Origin of the sequence: Kordiimonas sp., assembly GCF_965216265.1 — a bacterium.
In the GTDB taxonomy this organism is placed as follows: Bacteria; Pseudomonadota; Alphaproteobacteria; order Sphingomonadales; family Kordiimonadaceae; genus Kordiimonas.
Window position 1 is genome coordinate 2,420,187 of record NZ_OZ244153.1, and the last position, 19,518, is coordinate 2,439,704.

Annotated in this window: 12 protein-coding genes and 1 tRNA gene; 6 read left to right on the forward strand and 7 right to left on the reverse strand. The window is 55.4% G+C overall.

All coding sequences use genetic code 11. The features are described 5' to 3' along the window. Positions 1-17 precede the first annotated feature (17 nt). Both ACOOGA_RS11135 and ACOOGA_RS11140 read right to left on the reverse strand, forming a co-directional pair. A complete protein-coding gene (locus ACOOGA_RS11135) occupies positions 18-1,229 on the reverse strand; it encodes a Bcr/CflA family multidrug efflux MFS transporter (RefSeq protein ID WP_417459581.1) in 1,212 nt (403 codons plus the stop codon). Between the two features lie 112 nt (positions 1,230-1,341). Then, the gene (locus tag ACOOGA_RS11140) at positions 1,342-2,100 is read right to left on the reverse strand and encodes an alpha/beta hydrolase (protein ID WP_417459582.1); all 759 of its coding nucleotides are present in this window, start codon (positions 2,098-2,100) and stop codon (positions 1,342-1,344) included. Positions 2,101-2,348: 248 nt separating this feature from the next. On the opposite strand from ACOOGA_RS11140, the gene ACOOGA_RS11145 reads away from it, so the two are divergent. Beyond that, positions 2,349-2,936, forward strand: coding sequence for a class I SAM-dependent methyltransferase (locus tag ACOOGA_RS11145; RefSeq protein ID WP_417459583.1), 588 nt, complete (start codon positions 2,349-2,351; stop codon positions 2,934-2,936). Positions 2,937-2,951: 15 nt separating this feature from the next. On the opposite strand, the gene polA is transcribed toward ACOOGA_RS11145, so the two are convergent. Continuing rightward, positions 2,952-5,726, reverse strand: coding sequence for a DNA polymerase I (gene polA / locus ACOOGA_RS11150; protein WP_417459584.1), 2,775 nt, complete (start codon positions 5,724-5,726; stop codon positions 2,952-2,954). A 91-nt stretch (positions 5,727-5,817) separates the two neighbouring features. After that, the gene (locus tag ACOOGA_RS11155) at positions 5,818-6,000 is read right to left on the reverse strand and encodes a zinc-finger domain-containing protein (protein ID WP_417459585.1); all 183 of its coding nucleotides are present in this window, start codon (positions 5,998-6,000) and stop codon (positions 5,818-5,820) included. A gap of 148 nt (positions 6,001-6,148) precedes the next feature. Here ACOOGA_RS11155 and ACOOGA_RS11160 point away from each other — a divergent pair, with 148 nt between their 5' ends. Beyond that, entirely contained in the window at positions 6,149-7,105 is a 957-nt protein-coding gene (locus ACOOGA_RS11160; RefSeq protein ID WP_417459586.1) for an ABC transporter ATP-binding protein, read from the forward strand. Continuing rightward, entirely contained in the window at positions 7,102-8,730 is a 1,629-nt protein-coding gene (gene nadB / locus ACOOGA_RS11165; RefSeq protein ID WP_417459587.1) for an L-aspartate oxidase, read from the forward strand. The genes ACOOGA_RS11160 and nadB overlap by 4 nt, the downstream gene beginning before the upstream one ends. 103 nt (positions 8,731-8,833) lie before the next feature. Here the strand turns inward: nadB and ACOOGA_RS11170 are convergent, their stop codons facing one another. Both ACOOGA_RS11170 and ACOOGA_RS11175 read right to left on the reverse strand, forming a co-directional pair. Beyond that, positions 8,834-9,193 (reverse strand): energy transducer TonB, encoded by a 360-nt coding sequence (locus tag ACOOGA_RS11170; RefSeq protein WP_417459588.1) that lies wholly within the window; start codon positions 9,191-9,193, stop codon positions 8,834-8,836. Between the two features lie 352 nt (positions 9,194-9,545). Next, on the reverse strand, positions 9,546-9,914 hold the full coding sequence (locus ACOOGA_RS11175) for an energy transducer TonB (protein WP_417459589.1): 369 nt from the start codon (positions 9,912-9,914) through the stop codon (positions 9,546-9,548). A 383-nt stretch (positions 9,915-10,297) separates the two neighbouring features. Here ACOOGA_RS11175 and ACOOGA_RS11180 point away from each other — a divergent pair. The 3 genes from ACOOGA_RS11180 to pbpC all read left to right on the forward strand — a co-directional run bounded on the left by ACOOGA_RS11180 (position 10,298) and on the right by pbpC (position 17,952). Continuing rightward, positions 10,298-10,374 (forward strand) — tRNA-Arg (locus ACOOGA_RS11180). 184 nt (positions 10,375-10,558) lie between these two features. After that, positions 10,559-15,799 carry an alpha-2-macroglobulin family protein gene (locus ACOOGA_RS11185; RefSeq protein ID WP_417459590.1) on the forward strand — a complete coding sequence of 1,747 codons (5,241 nt, stop codon included), beginning with the start codon at positions 10,559-10,561 and terminating at the stop codon, positions 15,797-15,799. Further along, positions 15,799-17,952 carry a penicillin-binding protein 1C gene (gene pbpC / locus ACOOGA_RS11190; RefSeq protein WP_417459591.1) on the forward strand — a complete coding sequence of 718 codons (2,154 nt, stop codon included), beginning with the start codon at positions 15,799-15,801 and terminating at the stop codon, positions 17,950-17,952. Before ACOOGA_RS11185 ends, pbpC begins: the two co-directional genes overlap by 1 nt. Here the strand turns inward: pbpC and ACOOGA_RS11195 are convergent. Then, complete coding sequence (locus tag ACOOGA_RS11195) at positions 17,949-19,466, reverse strand: SUMF1/EgtB/PvdO family nonheme iron enzyme (protein WP_417459592.1); 1,518 nt, start codon at positions 19,464-19,466, stop codon at positions 17,949-17,951. The genes pbpC and ACOOGA_RS11195 overlap by 4 nt on opposite strands. Between the last annotated feature and the right edge of the window lie 52 nt (positions 19,467-19,518).

Genomic DNA, 19,518 nt, shown 5'->3' on the forward strand with positions numbered 1-19,518 from the left:
ACATTGGCCGCCCTTTTTCATGGTTGAGGCGCTGCTGGAGCATCATCCAGGCGTTTTGGCCCATTTGTCATTCGTGCAAACAAAAGCGCGATTATCGCGCCTGACAGCATGATCAGGCACATGGGCATCGGCGAAGTAGCGTGCACAATACCGACAGCGCCGGAGAAAATGAAAGACAGGGAGAACTGCAAGGCCCCGCCAAGCGCTGAGGCTGCGCCTGCGCGTCTGCCTTCGCCTGCGAGTGCTCCTGCCATGCTGTTGGGTGATATAACGCCCAACGAGGCGATAAATACAAACAGTGGTATGAGGAAGAGCGGCAAGGGAACGCCAATGACGCCACCAATGGCGAGCAGAACACCCGCCCCCACGAGCACTTTAAGCCCCGTGTGGAAAATGGCGTGATAGCTGTACCGCTTGAGAAGCGCACGATTAACCTGGCTCATGATGATGAAACCAGCCGCGTTTGCGCCAAAGATAAAACCGAAGTTCTCTGGCGCCACACCGTAATATTCGATCAATACGAATGCTGAGCCGGTGATATAGGCAAACATCGACGAAAACGCTGCTCCGCCTGACATGGCGTAGCCGACAAAATGACGGTCGCGCAGAATATCGCGGTAGGTACTGAAGGTCGCGGTCAGGCGCACCCCCGGGTTGGGCCGGTGGGTTTCAGGCAGCAGGAACATCACAGCCAGTAGATCGATAAAGCTCACTGCGGCGATGAGATAGAAGATCATCTGCCAGCCGAAATGCAGGCTGATCTGCGCGCCGAATATAGGCGCGAGGATCGGCGCCACCCCCATCACCAGCATCAGAAGCGAGAAGAAGCGCGCCACATCCGTGGGCTCGAACATATCCCGGACGATGGCGCGCGAGATAACACCGCCGGCACACATACCAAAGGCCTGCAGGAAACGAAGCGCTATCAAACCCTCGATCGTGGATACTGTGGCGCAGGCTAGCGAGCTAAGGGCAGAGATGGTGAGGCCAAACAGAAGCGGTTTGCGGCGACCGTAGCGGTCAGCAAGCGGGCCATAGACGAGCTGGCCAAGTGCTACACCAATGAAATAAACGGTAAGTGACAGCTCGACCTGGGACTGAGGTGTATCAAAAAAAGCGCCAATCGCGCTGAAAGCTGGCAGATACATGTCGATCGCCAGCGGCATTAGTGCCACAACACTTCCCAAAAGAAGCGCCAAACCAAGCGTATTTTCTCTGCGAAGGTGCATGAAAGAGTGCCTCGGACAATTGAGCGAGCCACAGTCACATGGCTCCGGGGAGGTTAAAGTGGTGAAAACCACCCCGGTAACATGGGCCTAGATGACCTGGTGTGCAAGGATGCTATGGTGTGGTGGCGAAAAAAGTGAGCAGCAGGTCATCCACAAGTGGCCCCCAGTTATCCCAGTTATGCCCGAAAGGGACCTCGGTATAGGTCATGTCGTAACCCTGTCTTTCCAGCACATTATGGAACTTGCGGGCGGCTTTTGTATTGTCGCGTTTTGTGCCGGTGGAGAAGAATATCTTGAGTGGTAGTTTTTCTCGCTTTGTGTACATGTCAGAGAGAAGCTTGAGGTGTTCGCTGTTGGCGGGGGAGTGCATGCCAATGCCCGCAAAACTGTCCGGAATCATCAGCCCGAAGCACGCTGCGTTCAAACCGCCGAACGAAAGCCCCATGATCACCCGGTCATCCCGGCTTTTGCTGACCGGGAAGCTGTGCTCAATGGTGGGGATAAGTTCATCACGGTAGAACTGCGCATAAGTTGCGTTACACATGAACTCATCATTGCGGCGATTGTTACGCGGGTTGCCCGGCTCGCCACTATCCATAAATATGGCGATCACCGGACGCATGCGCCCAGCAGCGATCTCGCTATCAAGTATCTCAGGCATCTTACCGTCAGAGATATACCACTGCCCATCGGCCACGTAGACGGTAGGGAGGGTATCGGTTTTTTTAGTGTTCTCAGGGATATAGATCCTGAACTGAAGGGTGTAACCGAGAGAGTTACTATCAATCAGTATGTTGTCCGAAAGCGTGCCAGCAGCGAATGACGGCAAGCTTATAAAAAACACCATGATGGCGGACGCCCAGTACTTCATCGCAATATTCCCTTCAACCCCTTGTGTATTATGGAATAACGGCGGAGACGCTGTCACGTCCCAATTTCGACCTTTGAGACCAACAGCATCCCAAGGGGGACGGATTGCGCAAAGTTATAGACCTTTTTAGTCTATAATCGGGGCTAGTGTGCTTCCTGCTAGTTCTGGCCGGTGCCACAGTCCACATCAAGCAGAACAGACAGGTTGATACGATGCGAAAAACCGTTACCGTTAGGGGAGATACACACATGACCACGGACTTGTCCGAAGGGTGGGACGGTATCGCCGGACAATTTCTGAAGTTCCGAAGCAATGTCGGGGCGGAACTGGTGCGGATATGGGCGCGCGAAAATTTGCCACCGGGCGGCGTGGTAGTCGATATTGGCTGTGGCTCAGGTGTGCCGATTACCAAAGTGTTGAGTGAGGAAGGTCTTGAAGTTTTTGGGATTGACGCCTCGCCTACCTTGCTTGAGGTTTTCCGGCACAATTTTCCAGATGCTCAAAGCGCGTGCGAAGCGGGGCAGGACAGCCGCTTTTTTAATCGGCAGTTTGATGCCGTCGTTGCGGTTGGGCTTCTGTTTCTGCTTGCTGAGCGCGACCAGCGAAAACTGATCAAAGGAGTTGCGCAAGCCCTCCGACCGGGTGCGCGATTCCTTTTCAGTGCCCCGCGCGAACGATGTGAATGGGAAGACCTGCTCACCGGGCGTCGCTCCATCTCGCTCGGACAGGATGAGTACGAGCGGGTGTTGGTCGGGTCGGGCTTGGTCCTTTTGGGCGGCCATACTGATGAGGGCAGCAACCACTATTATGAGGCGGGCAGACCCCATAGTGGTTGATATAGCCGATACCTTCTAGTGGGCTTCCTGCCAGTTCTTGCCGGTGCCACAGTCCACATCAAGCGGAACAGACAGGGTGATAACAGGTTCACATGCTTTGGCCATGGTCTCCTCAATCAGCGGGATGGCTTTTTCTGCCAAGCCTTCAGGGGCTTCGAACACCAGTTCATCATGTACTTGCAGAAGCATGCGCACATCCGTCAGGCCTGCATCAGCAAGTGCATGTGGCATGCGCACCATGGCACGGCGGATGATATCGGCCGCGGAGCCCTGAATGGGCGCGTTGATGGCCGCGCGTTCCCCAAAACCGCGCTTCATGGGGTTCTTGTCCGTCAGCGCGGTGATATGGCATTTGCGGCCAAACAGCGTTTCCACATAGCCATGCTCTTTCGCGAACGCGATGGTCTCATCCATATATTTTCGGATGCCGGGGAAACGCTCGAAATAGGCGTCGATATAACCCTGGGCATCTCCGCGGCTGATGCCAAGCTGGCGGGCGAGCCCAAAGGCAGATATCCCGTATATGATACCGAAGTTGATAGCCTTGGCCTGCCTTCGCACCATTGGGTCCATGCCTTCAATAGGCACGCCAAAAACCTCACTTGCCGTCATGGCATGAATGTCTGTGCCTTCTGCAAAAGCCTGTTTTAGCGCGCCGATATCGGCAATATGCGCAAGAATCCGCAGCTCGATCTGGCTATAGTCTGCCGCCAGCAGGATATTGCCCTTGTCCGCGATGAAAGCACGACGGATCTTGCGGCCTTCTTCCGTGCGGATTGGAATGTTCTGCAGGTTGGGGTCGTTGGATGACAGCCGCCCGGTGGTGGTAGACGCCATATGGAAACTTGTATGCACGCGGCCTGTGCGGCTGCTGACCTGATGCACGAGCGAGTCTGTATACGTGCTCTTGAGCTTGGAGAACTGGCGGTATTCCATCACCTTTTTGGGGATTTCATGGCCCTCAGCGGCCAGTTTTTCCAGTACATCAACATTGGTTTGCCATGCACCGGTTTTTGAGGATTTCTTGCCGCCCTTCAGGCCCTGTTCGTCAAACAGGATCTCACCCAACTGTTTGGGTGAGTTGACGTTGAAGGGGCGACCGGCCAGCTCCTGAATTTCTTTGTCCAGCCGTTCAATACCCACACCAAACTCGTTTGAGAGCTTGTTGAGTACACCGACATCAACCTTGATGCCCTCACGCTCCATGGCGGAAAGCACACTGACGAGCGGCCGTTCGAGCGTCTCGTATACCGTGGTGACTTTCTCCTCAGCAAGACGCGGTTTCAGGATGCGCCACAGGCGGCCGGTGATGTCTGCATCTTCCGCCGCATAGTTTGTGGCTTTATCAAGCGGCACCTGATCAAAGGTGATCTGGTTTTTGCCGGTACCGGCCACTTCCTTGAAGCTTACCGGGGTGATGTCGAGATGAAGGCCGGAAAGCTCATCCATGCCGTGGCCATGTTTGCCTGCATCCAGCGCATAAGACATCAGCATCGTATCATCGATAGGCGTAACGTTAATGCCCTCCCGCGCGAGGATCGACATATCATACTTGAGGTTCTGCCCGATCTTCAGCACGCTCCGGTCTTCAAGCATTGGCTTGATGGCCTTGATCACTGCTGCTTTATCAAGCTGGTTGGGTTTTTCTGAGAGCAAATCGCCGCCAGCTTGGGCATGAGCCACCGGAATATAGCAAGCTTTGCCGGGCTCCACGGATAGGGAAATACCGACGAGCTCCGCCATGGCCGGGTTGAGGGACGTGGTTTCCGTATCCACAGCCACGGCGCCGGTTTGTTCCGCCAGTTTGATCCAGCGCTCAAGCGCGGCCATATCGCTCACGCATTCATAGTGGGTTTCTGTCACCGAAACCGCGTCGCTCACAGGGTCTGAGCCAACATCGACCCCGTAATGATGCACAACCTTGACCTTGAGCGAGCGGAAGTTCTGCTGGTCTAGAAACGCCATTAGCGGTTCAGGCGCCGGGTCTTCAAGCGTCATATGGTCAAGCTCAAACTCAACCGGGGCGTCTTTTGCGAGGCTGACAAGCTGGCGGCTGATGCGAGCCATCTCGGCAAATTCGATCAGATTTTCGCGGCGCTTGTTCTGTTTGATCTCAGCCGCGCGTTCAAGCAGCGTATCGAGATCACCATATTCCTGAATAAGCTGTGCGGCTGTTTTGATGCCAATGCCAGGCACGCCAGGCACGTTGTCGACGCTATCACCGGCGAGCGACTGCACATCCACAACCCGGTCAGGTGTTACACCAAATTTCTCCAGCACACCGTCGTACCCGACACGCTTGTTTTTCATGCTGTCGAACATGGTGGTACCGTCATCAACCAGTTGCATCAGGTCTTTGTCCGAGCTGACGATGGTGACCTGCCAGCCTTTTTCGCGGGCCTGGTGGGTATAGGTTGCGATCAGGTCATCCGCCTCATAACCCTCCATCTCAATTGCCGGTACGCCAAAAGCGACAGCCGCATCCTTGATGATGGAAAACTGGGGCACGAGGTCTTCAGGTGCTGGTGGGCGGTGAGCCTTGTATTCTTTGTAGATGTCATTACGGAAGTTTTTGCGCGCCGCATCGAAAATCACTGCAAGGTGCGTGGGTTTTTCATTGTCGTTCAGGTCTTGCAGCAGCTTGAAAAGCATGTTCGAGAAGCCATAGACCGCGTTCACCGGTGTACCGTCTGCGCGGGTCATGGGAGGCAAAGCATGATAAGCCCGGAAAATAAAACCGGAGCCGTCAATCAGGTAAAGATGTGGCGCTTTGCTGTCGGCATCTGACATGTGCTATTCCTAAGTTGAAGCAGGCCCTGGGGTTGAGGCAGGAATTGGCCAAAATTTCCTTGGGCAAGAGATTAGAAAAAAGGCAGCACAATCACTTAGATGTGTCTGACGGGCCGCCTTGCAAAATGTAGAGTCGGTCACAATATGGGCATTCTACTTTGCCCTTAGTGTCCATGGTCAGATAGACGCGTGGGTGGCCCATAGGGCCTTCATCGCCGTCACAGGATACTTTTTTGGTGTCAACAATTTTGGTTTCAGGAGCTTCTACCGTCATCGGGCTTCTCTTTATTGCAAATTGAACTCGTGCAGTTTGAATTTAGCTTTATATAACCAAGCGACAGCGGGCGAACAAGCACTGCGGTAACAGCGTAGGCGCTTTGTCGATAAAATAAACGTTAGCATTTCAGGATTGGGTTGGAACATTGTCGAAAAATGCGATCGAGATCAGGGGTCTGAAGAAAATATACAAGGGCCGTGGCGGCGCGGAAGATAAACTCGCGCTCAAGGGTATAGACCTTGAAATCCCGCAAGGGTCGATGTTCGGGCTTTTGGGCCCCAACGGCGCGGGAAAGTCCACCACAATCAACATTCTTGCAGGCCTTGTGAACAAAACCGAAGGCAGCGCCAGCATCTGGGGTTTCGACATCGACGACAATCCCCGGAACGCACGCGCCAACATTGGCATTGTGCCGCAGGAACTGTTGTTTGACGCCTTTTTTACCCCGCGTGAGATGTTGGAGGTGCAGGCAGGTATGTACGGCGTGAAGCCGCACGAACGCCGCACGGAAGAACTTCTGAAAGCGGTGCATCTGTTCGATAAGGCAGATGCTTATTCCCGCACATTATCGGGTGGCATGAAACGGCGGCTTCTGGTGGCGAAAGCCATGGTACATAACCCGCCGATCCTGATCCTTGATGAACCAACGGCGGGTGTGGATATCGAGCTGAGGCAACAGTTGTGGGACTATGTGCGGGAGCTGCACCGGCGCGGCACAACCATTGTGCTCACCACGCACTATCTTGAGGAAGCGGAGGAGCTTTGCGACACTATCGCCATCATCAACCACGGTGAAGTTGTCGCCTGCGAGCCAACCAAACAGCTCCTCAAACGCATTGACGAAAAAGAGGTGATCATTGAAGTAGCAGAAACGCTGGATGCTGTACCGGCCACGCTTGCGTCCTTTACCGCAGAGGTGCGGGAGACCAACAAACTTGCCGTGCAGCTTTCCCAGGCCACCGGCAATGTGGGGCAGGTGTTGCGTGCCGTGCAGGACGCTGGGCTGACCATCAATGATATCTCGACAAACGAGACCGACCTGGAGGATATATTCCTGCAGCTCACAAGCGATAAGGTAAAACAGAAGGACGCGGCTGAATGAGGCGCACGTACGATGTTGTGATTGTTGGAACCGGTGCAGCGGGTTTAACCGCCGCGCTCAAGCTCGCCCCGCATATGCGGGTGGCGGTGCTTTCCAAAGGTGAGATGGCGGGCGGGTCCACCCGCTGGGCGCAAGGTGGTATCGCCGCGGTGCTTGAGGCCACTGATACCGTGCAATCCCACATCGACGATACGCTTGTGGCGGGCGCGGGCCTATGTTCCGAAGAAGCAGTGCGGTTTGTGGTTGAGCGGGGTCGCGACGCGATCGAGAGCCTTATCAACTTGGGCGTTGAGTTTGACCGGGTCAATCAGGCGCATGAGGACGGCTATGACTATCACCTGACACGAGAAGGCGGCCATAGCCACAGGCGTATCATTCACGCCGCTGACGCAACCGGCAAGGCCGTGCAGAACACCTTGAATGACCGTGTGCTCGAGGAACCCAACATCGATGTCTATGAGAACCATATGGCTATTGATGTTATCACCAACCGGCATTTGAAAAGCCCGGCGTCTTATAATGACCAGGCGCATGGTGTTTATGTGCTGAACCTTGAGAAGGGCCGGGTGGAAACCTTCACGGCCCGGGCGACCATTATTGCCACAGGTGGCGCGAGCCGGGTGTATCTCTATAGCTCAAACCCGGACGCTTCCACTGGCGACGGTATTGCCATGGCATGGCGGGCGGGGTGCCGGGTTAGTAACCTGGAGTTCAACCAGTTCCATCCCACGTGTCTCTATCATCCAGACGCCAAAACCTTCCTGATTACGGAAGCCATGCGCGGTGAAGGGGCTGTGCTCAGGGGCCGGGACGGTGAGCGTTTCATGCCAGAGTATGACGAGCGCGCCGAACTTGCGCCGCGCGATATCGTAGCGCGTGCGATTGATGCGGAGATGAAACGCAAGGGACAGGACTGTGTGTGGCTTGATATCACGCACAAGGACGCAGACTTCATCGTCTCGCATTTTCCGAATATTTACCGGCACTGCCTCTCGCTCGGCATAGACATCACGAAGGATATGATCCCGGTGGTGCCAGCGGCGCATTATACCTGCGGCGGTGTGCATGTAGACATGCACGCCCGCACGGATCTGGAGCGACTATATGCCATCGGTGAATGTGCGCATACAGGCCTGCATGGTGCCAACCGCATGGCATCCAATAGCCTTCTTGAATGTCTCGTGCTCGGCAATTCTGCCGCAGATGACATTCTGGAAAACATTGGCGGGCTGCCCTCAGCCACCATCGTGCGGGACTGGGATGAAAGCCAGGTCACAGATAGTGATGAAGAGGTGGTGGTAACCCACAACTGGAAAGAGCTTCGGCGTTTTATGTGGGATTATGTGGGCATTGTGCGCACAGACAAGCGCCTCGCCCGTGCGAAACGTCGAGTTGATCTGCTGGCCGCTGAAATTCACGAATACTACGGCAACTTCCGGGTGACGGCTGACCTCTTGGAGCTCCGTAACCTCGTTACGGTCGCGGATCTGATTGTGCGGTCTGCGCAGCTCAGGAAAGAATCCCGTGGGCTTCATTATACGGCGGACTATCCAGAACTGATGGCCGAACCGCGCGACACCACACTTATCCCATTTGGCCGTGCGGTCTCAGACCGGGTTGCCTGAAAGGGCAACCCTCTCACTAAGCCACACCAATTAGGAAAAGCCCCGGCGTTACGGCGCGGGGCTTTTTAATCCTTGGGCTACCGTTTAGGTGAGTCTGAAGCGTTTAGCGGAGGGACCACTCAAGCGGCAGGATGAAGCTGAGATCGCTCTGGCCTGCGGGCAGTGCTGGCAGCGGGCTCAGTTTTGCGATCAGCTTGGGGATTTCGTTGTCGAGAACATCCTGACCAGTTGCTTCAACAATTTCATGCGCTGTGATGGCACCGTCGGCAGCCACGATCAGGCGGATTTTGGCTTTGCCCTCAATTTCGCGCGAGATGGCCGCGCGAGGGTATTTTTGTGTTTTCACAAGCTTCTGAACAACAGCCTTTTTCCAGTCATTCATGTCGTCAGCAAACGCGGGGGAAGTCTGCATGCCGATGGTGACCATTGCAAGAACAGCAGCAACAATAGAAAGGTTTTTCATCTCAATACTCTCAAGCGGGGGGTTAACTCTGCGCACAGCATATGAGCGAAATAGATTAACCAATGGTTACCGACGTTTAGACTATGTTTCGCGGTGTTTGGCGGGTCTGAAATGTGAGGAAAATGGCCAGTTTTGATGCGTGTACGAAAGAAAATTACAAACCATTGGAATTACATACAATTTTATCGATTCGGTCATTCATTATTTGGTGAAGTGATTCGCGCTGAAGGCAGTGTTTTTGGAAGCGAGAGGACGGGGGCGTGCCACAAAAAATGGCCCCGACGAAAGCGCCGAGGCCATGCATACTCATAACAAATAAAGTGGTACTCAAAACATCATAGGGTGAGGAAAGTCAGTTCAGTGTCCAACTCAGCGGCAGCACAAAAGACATCTCTGCCTGACCACCTGGGAGCGCGGGAAGCGGGTTCAGCTTTTCCACTAGCTTTGGAATTTCGTTGTCGAGAACGCTCTCGCCGGTTGCTTCAACAATTTCGTGGCTGGTGATCGAGCCATCCGCCGCCACAACAAGGCGAACCTTCGCTTTGCCTTCAATTTCACGCGCGATGGCGGAACGTGGGTAGCGTTGGTTTTTTGCAACAGATTTAACAACTTCAATCTGCCATTTTTTCATGTCGTTGGCCTGGGCGGGTGCGCTGATGGCACTGAGGCTCAGGGCGACGGCGAAGGTAAGGGCTACGAAAGTTTTCAATGTTTTCAACATGGGGTCCATCCAAAATTCTTTTGTCGTGAAACGCTCAGTTGCGCGAGAAATTTTGGCGATGCCGCTCAACCCCGCAAGAGCACTTGGAATGATTTATAAAGGGAAGCGCCTTAATCATAGGTAATTAATTGGATAAAATTTTATATAACGCACGATATTATATGTAACACATTGAAATATATAAAAAATATTTTTTACTATTTGTTGAATTTTTTAAGTGACATTGGTTGGTTCCTGGGGCCTGCGGCAGCAAAATTCAGGAAAATGTAAACGGTTGTATCTCGCAATTCGCCATGTGGGGGGAATTTGGCTTGCATGGCTTTGCCCCCGCGTGTACTGTCCGCGCCGAAATCCGGGTCTTTCCGGATGTTGCCGTGGCATCGGCACCCGTAGCTCAGCTGGATAGAGCGCTGCCCTCCGAAGGCAGAGGCCAGAGGTTCGAATCCTCTCGGGTGCGCCATTCGCAGGCTTCACCTTTCGCTTCGATATTTCAATCTCAGTATTTCAGTGAGGCTACCCGTTGCAGCGCCTGTGGCGCGTTGGTACCGCTTTGCGCAAAAAGTGCCTTTCATCACAAAACTGTCCGAGTTTGACCATAATTGTGCGCCAAGTTACCCTCTGATCATCATCATATGGGGGATATCATGCGTAAGCGCCTTGCCTTATTTCTGTTGTTTATTGTCTCTTCAACAGCGTTTGCGCAAAACTCCTCACCTGGCCAAATACCCGACATCATCAACCACGACGTAAGTGCTGATCGGCTGCTTGAGCGCGCGAAGGACCTGAAGGCGCGGCTTGAGAAATTACAGGCCGACGCACGCATTGAAGGCATGAGCCTTGAAGAAGTGCTGCGCCACCCGGCGCCGCCTGAAAATATCAGCACCTTTCGCACCCGGTACCTAAACGAGCTTGAGATTGCCCTTGCGCCCCAAGACCCTAAAACCTGGGCAAAGGCGGCGGGGCGTTTTATCAAGGCCGACAGGTTGGAGGATGGTGCCGCTGCAACCTGGCGGGCCTATAGCCTGGCAACGATGGATACTGAACGCGCTGCTGCGCTTGATCTTATGACCACGCTGGCTTTGGCAGATGAAGAACCAGCCAAGGCCCGCAGCCTTGTTGAATATGCCCTCATGCTTGACCCCAGCAAAGAACGCAAAAAGCATCTCGATGCTTTGGTCGCGCGACTGACGCTCAGGATTGCCGATGTTGCGATGGACGTGGAAGCGCGCACGCCACAAGCGTGTTTTGTGCTGTCTGAGACCTTGAGTAGAGCCTATGCGGATCGGGTGCAGGATTATGTTCGCCTTGAAGGCGCGCGAGATATTGCCGTTCGCGCGGCGGGTAACAGGGTCTGCCTCTCCGGCCTGATGTATGGTGAAAGTTATACGGCAACCCTGCTCGCTGGCCTTGAAGGTGAGGAAGGCAGCAAGCTCTATAAGGATGAGAAGCGCACCTTCACGGTGCCGGATAGGGAGCCGCGTATCGCACTTGGTTCAGGCACCTATGTGTTGCCGCGTGTGGGGGATGAAACGGTACCCCTCAAAACGGTCAATCTGTCTTCCGTGAAGTTGAAGCTTTACCGGGTGTCAGACCGTGGTCTTGTGCCTTTCCTGAACGCGGGGCTGCAGGAAGATAGTCTCTATGCCTGGGCTGAAGAAAAGCTTGGCGCGGAACTTGGGCGTTTGGTGTGGCAGGGCAGCGTTGCGGTTGAGAATACTCCCAACAAAGATGTCATCACCCTGATCCCGATCCGGGAAATGATCGAGCAATCGGAAGCGGGAATATACGCGCTGGTTACGGCGCAGCCTGATGAAGACGAAGAAAATCGCTACCGCTACAACAGAAGCACGCAGTGGCTTCTGATCTCCGATCTCGGCCTCACCACCCTCACGGGTGAAGACGGCCTGCATGTTTTTGTGCATTCGCTTGAAAGTGCCAAGGCAATGCGGTCAGTCACGCTAAAACTGGTCGCTCGCGACAACAGCGTCCTGCAAACCGCAAAAACAGGCCGCGACGGAGGTATCAGTTTTGCGGCCGCCTTGATGCGCGGTGAGGGCGGAGCCAGCCCTGCTGCGATCGTAGCGGAAACTGACAAGGGTGACTATGCATTCCTGAGCCTTTCAGGCCCGGCGCTTGACCTGAGCGACCGGGGCGCAAGTGGCCGACTGAGTGCAGGCCCGCTTGACGGTTTTCTTTTTTCCGAGCGCGGGGTCTACCGGCCCGGCGAAGTGGTGCACCTGTCTGCCCTTTTGCGCGACGAACACGCCCGGGCGGTGCCGTCGCTGCCGCTTACTATGGTGGTGTACCGGCCGGACGGTGTTGAAGCAAAGAAGGTTCCGCTGAATGGTGATGCGCTTGGCGGATATGAATATGATTATCAGCTCACACCCGGTGCGCGGACAGGCCTGTGGCGTGCATCCCTTCATGCTGATGACAAGGACCGCTCGATTGCGAACTACCGATTCAGGGTAGAGGATTTTGTGCCTGAGCGCCTTTCCACCAAACTTGAAATGGCGGCAGATACTATCCGCAAAGGCGAAGAGCTGGATGCCTTGGTGCAGGCTGATTTCCTCTATGGTGCACCGGCGGTGGACCTGAGCGGTTCGCTCAACATCACACTGCAGGCGGATGACACACCGTTTGAGGATTATAGTGACTATCGTTTTGGTCTTGCGGCGGATGAGTTTACTTTCAGGCACGCTGGCCGGCAGGATTTTGTGACCAATGAGAAGGGTTCTGCGCGGGTGGCAATCTCGCTTGACAGTTTGCCTGATACGACACGGCCCCTCCGGGCAATGTTGAGTGCCGAGGTTATAGATGTGGGCGGCAGGCCTGTTAGCCAAAGCGCGATGCTGCAGGTGAAAACCTCGCCGGTCCTTCTGGGCCTGAAGGCAGAAAACCAGGGTGGTTTCCAGGAGGGCGAGACCGCAAAGCTTGACCTTGTTGCCCTGTCAGATAGTGGGCAGCCGCTAGTGGGCAAGTCGGTGCGCACAGTGTGGGTGCGCGAGCATCATCAATATAATTGGTACAGGTTGCACGGCGACTGGCGTTTCCGCACCACAAGCTACGATGAAGTGCTGGGTGACGAAACCCTTGAAACCGGTGAAAACGGCACACTTGAACTTGAGCGGCTGTTACCTTCGGGGCGGTACCGGCTTGATGTGTTTGAGGAAGGTGGTGACGCAGCTACCAGCCTGCACGTGACTGTTGGGTGGTGGAGCCGGGGTACATCTCCAACCGTGCCGGATGGGCTAGAGTTGACCCTTGATAGTGCGGCGCTTAACGCTGGTGACAGGCTGCAGGGGTTTGTAAAAGCACCGTTTGAAGGCCGCGCGATTATTGCGGTGGTGAATGACCGTTTGATCACCCACAAAACCATCGAGTTGAGGAGCGATGGCGGAAAGTTTGACTTCAAGGTGGAGGCAGATTGGGGGCCGGGCGCTTACGTGCTCGCAACCGCCCTTCGGCCAGAGGCAGGGGCGCTTTCAAAGCTACCGGTGCGCGCTACAGGCCTCGCGTGGTTTTCGGTAGACCGTACTGCGCGAGTTAATACGCTTGAGATATATGCGCCTGATGTCACGCTGCCGGGTAAGCCCGTTGAGCTGCCGATCAAGGTAAAAGGCGGTAAACCGGGTGAGCGGATGAAAGTGATTATCGCGGCGGTTGATGAAGGCATTCTCAATATCACGCGTTTCAAATCCCCCAACCCGGATGCGTATTATTTTGCCAAGCGTGGTTTCGCGATGGATGTGCGTGACCTTTACGGTCGTCTGATCCGCACAGAAGAGGGTAACCGTGGCGTGTTACGCTCAGGCGGTGATGCCATAATGGTGACGGGTATGCGCGCCATGCTTTCGGAAGCGGATGAAGCGGATAACCTGTTTGCGGCTCTCAGGCGCACCACAAAAACGGTGGCGCTCATCAGGCGCGATGTTGAGCTGGATGATGCGGGCGCTGCTGTTGTGCGTTTTGATATGCCTGATTTTGCCGGTCGCCTGCGCCTGATGGCGGTGGCCTACGGTTTGAGCCAGGTGGGGTTGGGTGAAGCTGCTATGAAGGTGCGCACGCCCGTGGTGGCTGAGCTGATCCTGCCGCGTTTCCTCGCGCCGGGTGACAAGGCACAGGCCACGCTGAGTGTACAGAATCTCTCAGGCGATGATGTCACTATTTCCAGTGCACTGGACGTTAATGGTGAGGCTGTTTCCCTTTCGGGCCAGCCTGCAACCTTTGATCTGGCAGACGGTGTGCGCCGTGACTTCCCGGTCCTTCTTGAAGGACACGCACCGGGTGACGTGAGCCTGTCACTTGCGCTTTCTGGTCAGGGCTTTGAGGATATTAACCGCCGCTGGGAAATCTCCGTCCGCCCCGCGTGGCCATACGCAACCAAACGCGAAAATAAGGCTATCGCACCCGGTGAAACCGTGATGATCTCACCTGGCGATATGGGCGAATTTTTCAAGAATACTGCGATGCAAACTATCACACTGGCCTCTCGCCCCAACCTTGCGGCGGATAGGCTCATGCAGTCGTTAAACGACTATGCCTACCGGTGTAGCGAGCAAACCGCATCGCGAGCTTTCTCTGCTCTCTATTATGATGCGCTCGCTAAAATTTATGATCTGCCGATGACTAAAAGCGAGGGTCAAGGCCTGGTGGAGCGCGCGATTATCACTCTTACCGAACGCCAGCAAGACGATGGCAGTTTTGGAGTCTGGCATGTTCATGGCAGCTCCCGTGACTGGGTTGATGCTTATGTGACTGACTTTTTGGTGCGCGCAGGGCAGGCAGGATACAGTGTACCTGATGCGATCCTGTCGCTCTCCCTCGAACGTCTGCAGCAGATGGTGCGGCACCGTGGGCGTGGGCATCTGGAGGCAACGGCTTATTCGCTTTATGTGCTGGCCCGTGTTGGTGATGTCGCGGCAAGCGAGGTTCGGTATTTTGCCGATCAGTTCTCCTCAAAGCTCAGGTCACCGCTGGCGTTGGCGCAGGTCGCTGCGAGCCTGAATTTGGTGGGTGAGACGGACCGTGCTGAAGATTTCTTTAAGCAAGCAAGCCGCATGGCGAGGGCCGAGAATTATTATACAGATTACGGCACCCCTGTGCGTGACCGTGCGGCCATGGCTGCACTGATTGCGGAGGTGATGAAATCCGCGCCTACTATGGCAGCGCTTGCGGACCAGCTCGAGCGCGATGTTGCAGAGAAAGCATGGCTGAGCACGCAGGAGATGGCGTGGATATCTCGCGCGGCTGCCGCATTCAGCGGGCCGGGGGAAACCCAACTTCGTGCTGCTGTTGGCGATGTGGCGGTCAAGGCAGTAACCGGGCTTTGGACAGGACGTATAGGTGAGGATGTACCCACAGGTGGACTGGTGGTCACCAACGAAGGCTCGACCGATATCAGGCTTATTCGTGCCCTGCGCGGTGTGCCAGCCCAAGCACCTGAGGCTGTTTCAAACGGGTTTGAGATCACACGAAACTATTTCGATATATCTGGCGCGCCGGTGGACCCGAAAACCGTGAAGCGGAACGACCGTATGGTGGTGTTGATCGAAGGCCAAGCAACCGCCAACGCGGTGCGCGATAGTTTGATCGTTGATATGCTACCAGCAGGATTTGAGATTGAGACGACTGACGTTGGCGCGGTTGATTTTCTGCCCACCTTGTCAAACGCTGAGTTTACCGATGCGCGCGATGATCGTTTTGTGGCTGTTGTGCAGCTTGGGGAAAACACGGGTTGGCGCAAATCTCGTTTTCGGGTTGCTTATATTGTTCGGGCTATCACACCCGGTGAGTTTGTCCTGCCCGGCACATTTGTTGAAGACATGTATCAACCCCAGTACCACGCGCAGGACACTGCAGTGCGCATGGAAGTGCGGCCCTGATGCCCTGGCACCTGAACCGAAGTGGTCGGTGGCCTGCAGCCTACCTTGCAGGCTTTGTCATCGGCTGCATCGCTTTGGTTGCGATTATCGATAGGATCAATCCGCCCGATATGACGCGGTTTGAAACCCGGTCGGTTGAAGTTAGAGCAAGCGACGGCAGTTTGCTGAGGGCCTTTCCGGTGGAAGATGGTCGGCTGCGGCAGCAGGTGACGCTTGAAGAAGTTGATCCTCTGTTCATTAGCATGCTGTTGGCGTTTGAAGACAAGCGCTTTTACACTCATGGTGGTGTGGATGCGCGCGCCCTCATACGGGCGCTGTATCAGGCCGCAGCAAACGGTGAAATCGTTTCGGGGGCGTCGACATTGACCATGCAGGTCGCGCGCCTTCTGGAGCCGCGACCACGCACCATAGGTGCCAAAATTATTGAGATGTTCCGTGCATGGCAGCTTGAATGGCGGTTCAGCAAAAGGCAGATCCTTGAGATTTATCTTACGCTCGCACCCTATGGCGGCAACCTCGAAGGTATCAAGGCAGCGAGCGTCGCCTACCTCGGCCACGACACCAGACATATGACACCGGAAGAAGCAGCCCTTCTAGTGGCATTGCCTCAATCACCCACCCGGTTGCGGCCGGACCGCCACAGCGATGCTGCGTTTACGGCGCGCAACAAGGTGCTCAGACGTGTGGCGCCAATCATTGGTCTTGATGCGCACCTTGCCGATCTGGCGGCCAAGGTACCCGTGGGAGCCAAAAGGTATAGGCCCGCTATTATTGCACCTCATGCTTCGAGCCGTTTGCGCTTTGCACGTTCAGGCACCGACGTGGTGATCAATACAACCCTTGATATCAGCCTGCAAAAGCGCCTTGAGCATCTTGCCCAAGGTGGCGCACGCCGGGTACATGAACAGGCGAGTGCGGCCATACTCGTAGTAGATAACAGGAGCCGTACTGTCCTGGCTTATGTCGGTTCTGCAGGCATTGGTGAAAAGCGCCGCCTTGGGTATGTGGACATGGTGCGCGCGGTGCGCTCGCCCGGGTCAACGCTCAAGCCTTTCATTTACGGGATGGCGTTTGACGAGGGCTTGGCCGCGCCTGAAACCCGCCTTCGTGACGAGCCGCGAAACTTTGGTGGTTATACGCCAAGCAACTTCCATGATCGCCATTACGGCGAAGTGAGCATCGCGGAAGCGTTGATACGGTCGCTCAACATCCCTGCTGTTGCGGTGCTGGACCGGGTTGGCCCTGTCGTGTTCACCCAAAGGTTACAGGACCAAGGCGTACCGCTTGCGCTACCTGGCACTGAAGTGCCTGGCCTCGCGATCGCGCTTGGTGGCCTTGGTATGACGCTTGAAGACCTGACGGCTATGTATGCGGCCCTTGCGGATGACGGTGTGGTGAAACCCTTGGGGCTGCTGCCTGACCGGCGCAGTGATGCCGTGACAGGCCAACCTTTGTTGCGCCAGCCAGCACGGCACGCTGTTGCTCGTATTCTTGCGGGTATTCGGCCACCGGAAGGCAGGCTGGTTGCAACAGCGCCGGTGCGACAGATAGCGTATAAAACCGGTACCAGTTATGGCTTCCGTGACGCTTGGGCCATCGGCTTTGACCGGGACTATACGGTGGGTGTGTGGCTGGGCCGCGCGGACGGTACACCTATACTCGGACATTTCGGCGTATCAAGCGCTGCGCCCGTGCTGTTTGATGTTTTTGATCATTTGGAAAAAAGTGCGCCTGCGCCTTGGGCGGAGACCATTGAGGCCACATATGCGAACCTGAATTTTCAAGCTCTGCCGCCGGGCCTCAAATATTTTGACCGGGCCGAACGATTGATTGAAGTGGGAGCTCATGTGCCAAACCTCAATATTGCCTTTCCGGCACCCGAAAGCGTGCTGGAGATCACGGGCGATACAACGCCGCTCACGCTGTTGGCTCACGGAGGCAAGCGGCCGCTGCAGTGGTTTGTGGACGGTGTGCCGCTGCCCTCCAGCCGCTGGGCTCGTAAAGCGTCATATCAACTTCAAAGTGAGGGTTTTTATAGTGTGACAGTCGTTGATGCACTTGGCCAACGATCAGTTGCAAAAATCCGGGCGGTACGGCAAAGCGCCCCAGGGTTTGAAGGAAAACTTGGTGTCCTTACACCGGTAGCTGATTAGGGGCGACAGATCAGGCGGAAGCCAACGGCCTTTGACCGCGTGTCAACATCAAACGCTTCCCTTGCCAGGGCGGCAAGCACCAGCGGCACCGTCGAATTGGTGGCGCCGCGCACTACACCAACTGCACAATTCTCGTTTGTGTCGGCGCCTCCGGCAAATTGGTCGCTCCAGCAGTCATTTGTCCATTCGGCGGCGTTCCCCAGCATATCAAAAAGCCCAAAGCTGTTGGCAGAGAATTGACCAACAGGGAAGGTTGCGTCAGCGCCAGCTTTGTCGTCACAGTCAGGGCAGGTTTGGCCCGCTTTCTCAAAGGCTGCACGAGGGGCAGAGACAAGGCTGTTCAGGCCCCGTGCCATATAGGCCCATTCCACTTCTGACGGCAGACCCCATGTGCCTAGGCCGCCCGCTTCACGCCACTTTGCATTCAGCCACGCTGTATACTCGGTAACATCCTGACGGCTAACATTGATGACAGGGCGGTTTTTCCGGCCCCATCCTTCGTCGTTTGGTTCCGTGTTTGTGCAGGCACCGTCTTCCGCACATTTGGCCCACTGCTCGAAGGTGACCTCATAGGCCATTGCAATGAATGGCTGTGATATCTCGAAAACACGGGGTGCGGACCTCACATCCTTCGTGGACGGCGCGCGGTAGATATAGGACCCTGAAGGTATGCGCACGGTCCGGCCCGTTAAGTCGCGTTGTGGTGCCTTTTCTTGTGCCATTTTGAGCGTGCGGCGAGCCTCTGCGCTGAAGCTGCCGCGCGGGTAGACAGCCAGAAAATTACGGATAGCCCGCTCGGACCCATCTGCTTTGGCTTTGGCGAAAGCGAGTGCTTCTTCGCGCTGGGTGGCTTGCTCCCAGAACACGCCCCGTGGGTAATTTTTCAGGTAGCTTTGATAGCTTAAGGGTGTGTTTTGCTGGCGCGCTTCTCGATACGCCGCGAGGTCAGCACTTCTCTGTGCATCTTGTAGGTATTTACCCTTGGGCCAGTAGTCCAGATAACGTTTGTAGGAAATTTCAACGTTCACTTCTTTTGCGCGGCGAAAGCTCATGAAGTCAGCGGCATCTACGTTCTGGCTGGCGGGATAGGCGTCCCGGAACGCGGCGTAGGCAAAGACGGTGTGGGTTTTCTGGGCATACTCAAAGGCGGATTTCTCGGAAGCGGCGAAAGCCGCAAGCGCATCTTCGATGGTCTTTTTCAGTTGGCCAGCTTCTTCAGGAAACCCACCTGTGCCGTGGAAGAGATGGTAACGGTCGATCAGCGTTTTCGCGCGGGCATACTGGCCGCTACCAAAGGCCGCGCGTGCCGCAAAATAATATAGGTCCTGATCCGGGCGGCGGCTGTCGTCTATCAGCTTGGTGATGATTTGATCGGCGTAACGAAACCGCCCCGCATCAAGTGCACTTAACACATCTGTCAGGGTCTCGACCCCGGAAGGTTCGGCAAAATCAGCCGTCTCAGTGGCCGCCACCAGAAAAAAGCTCAAAACCAAAACCATCAGACGCTGTGCCATCAGCTATGTCTCCCGTGATGAATGCGAGAACAGCGTAGGGGCAGAATGTGGC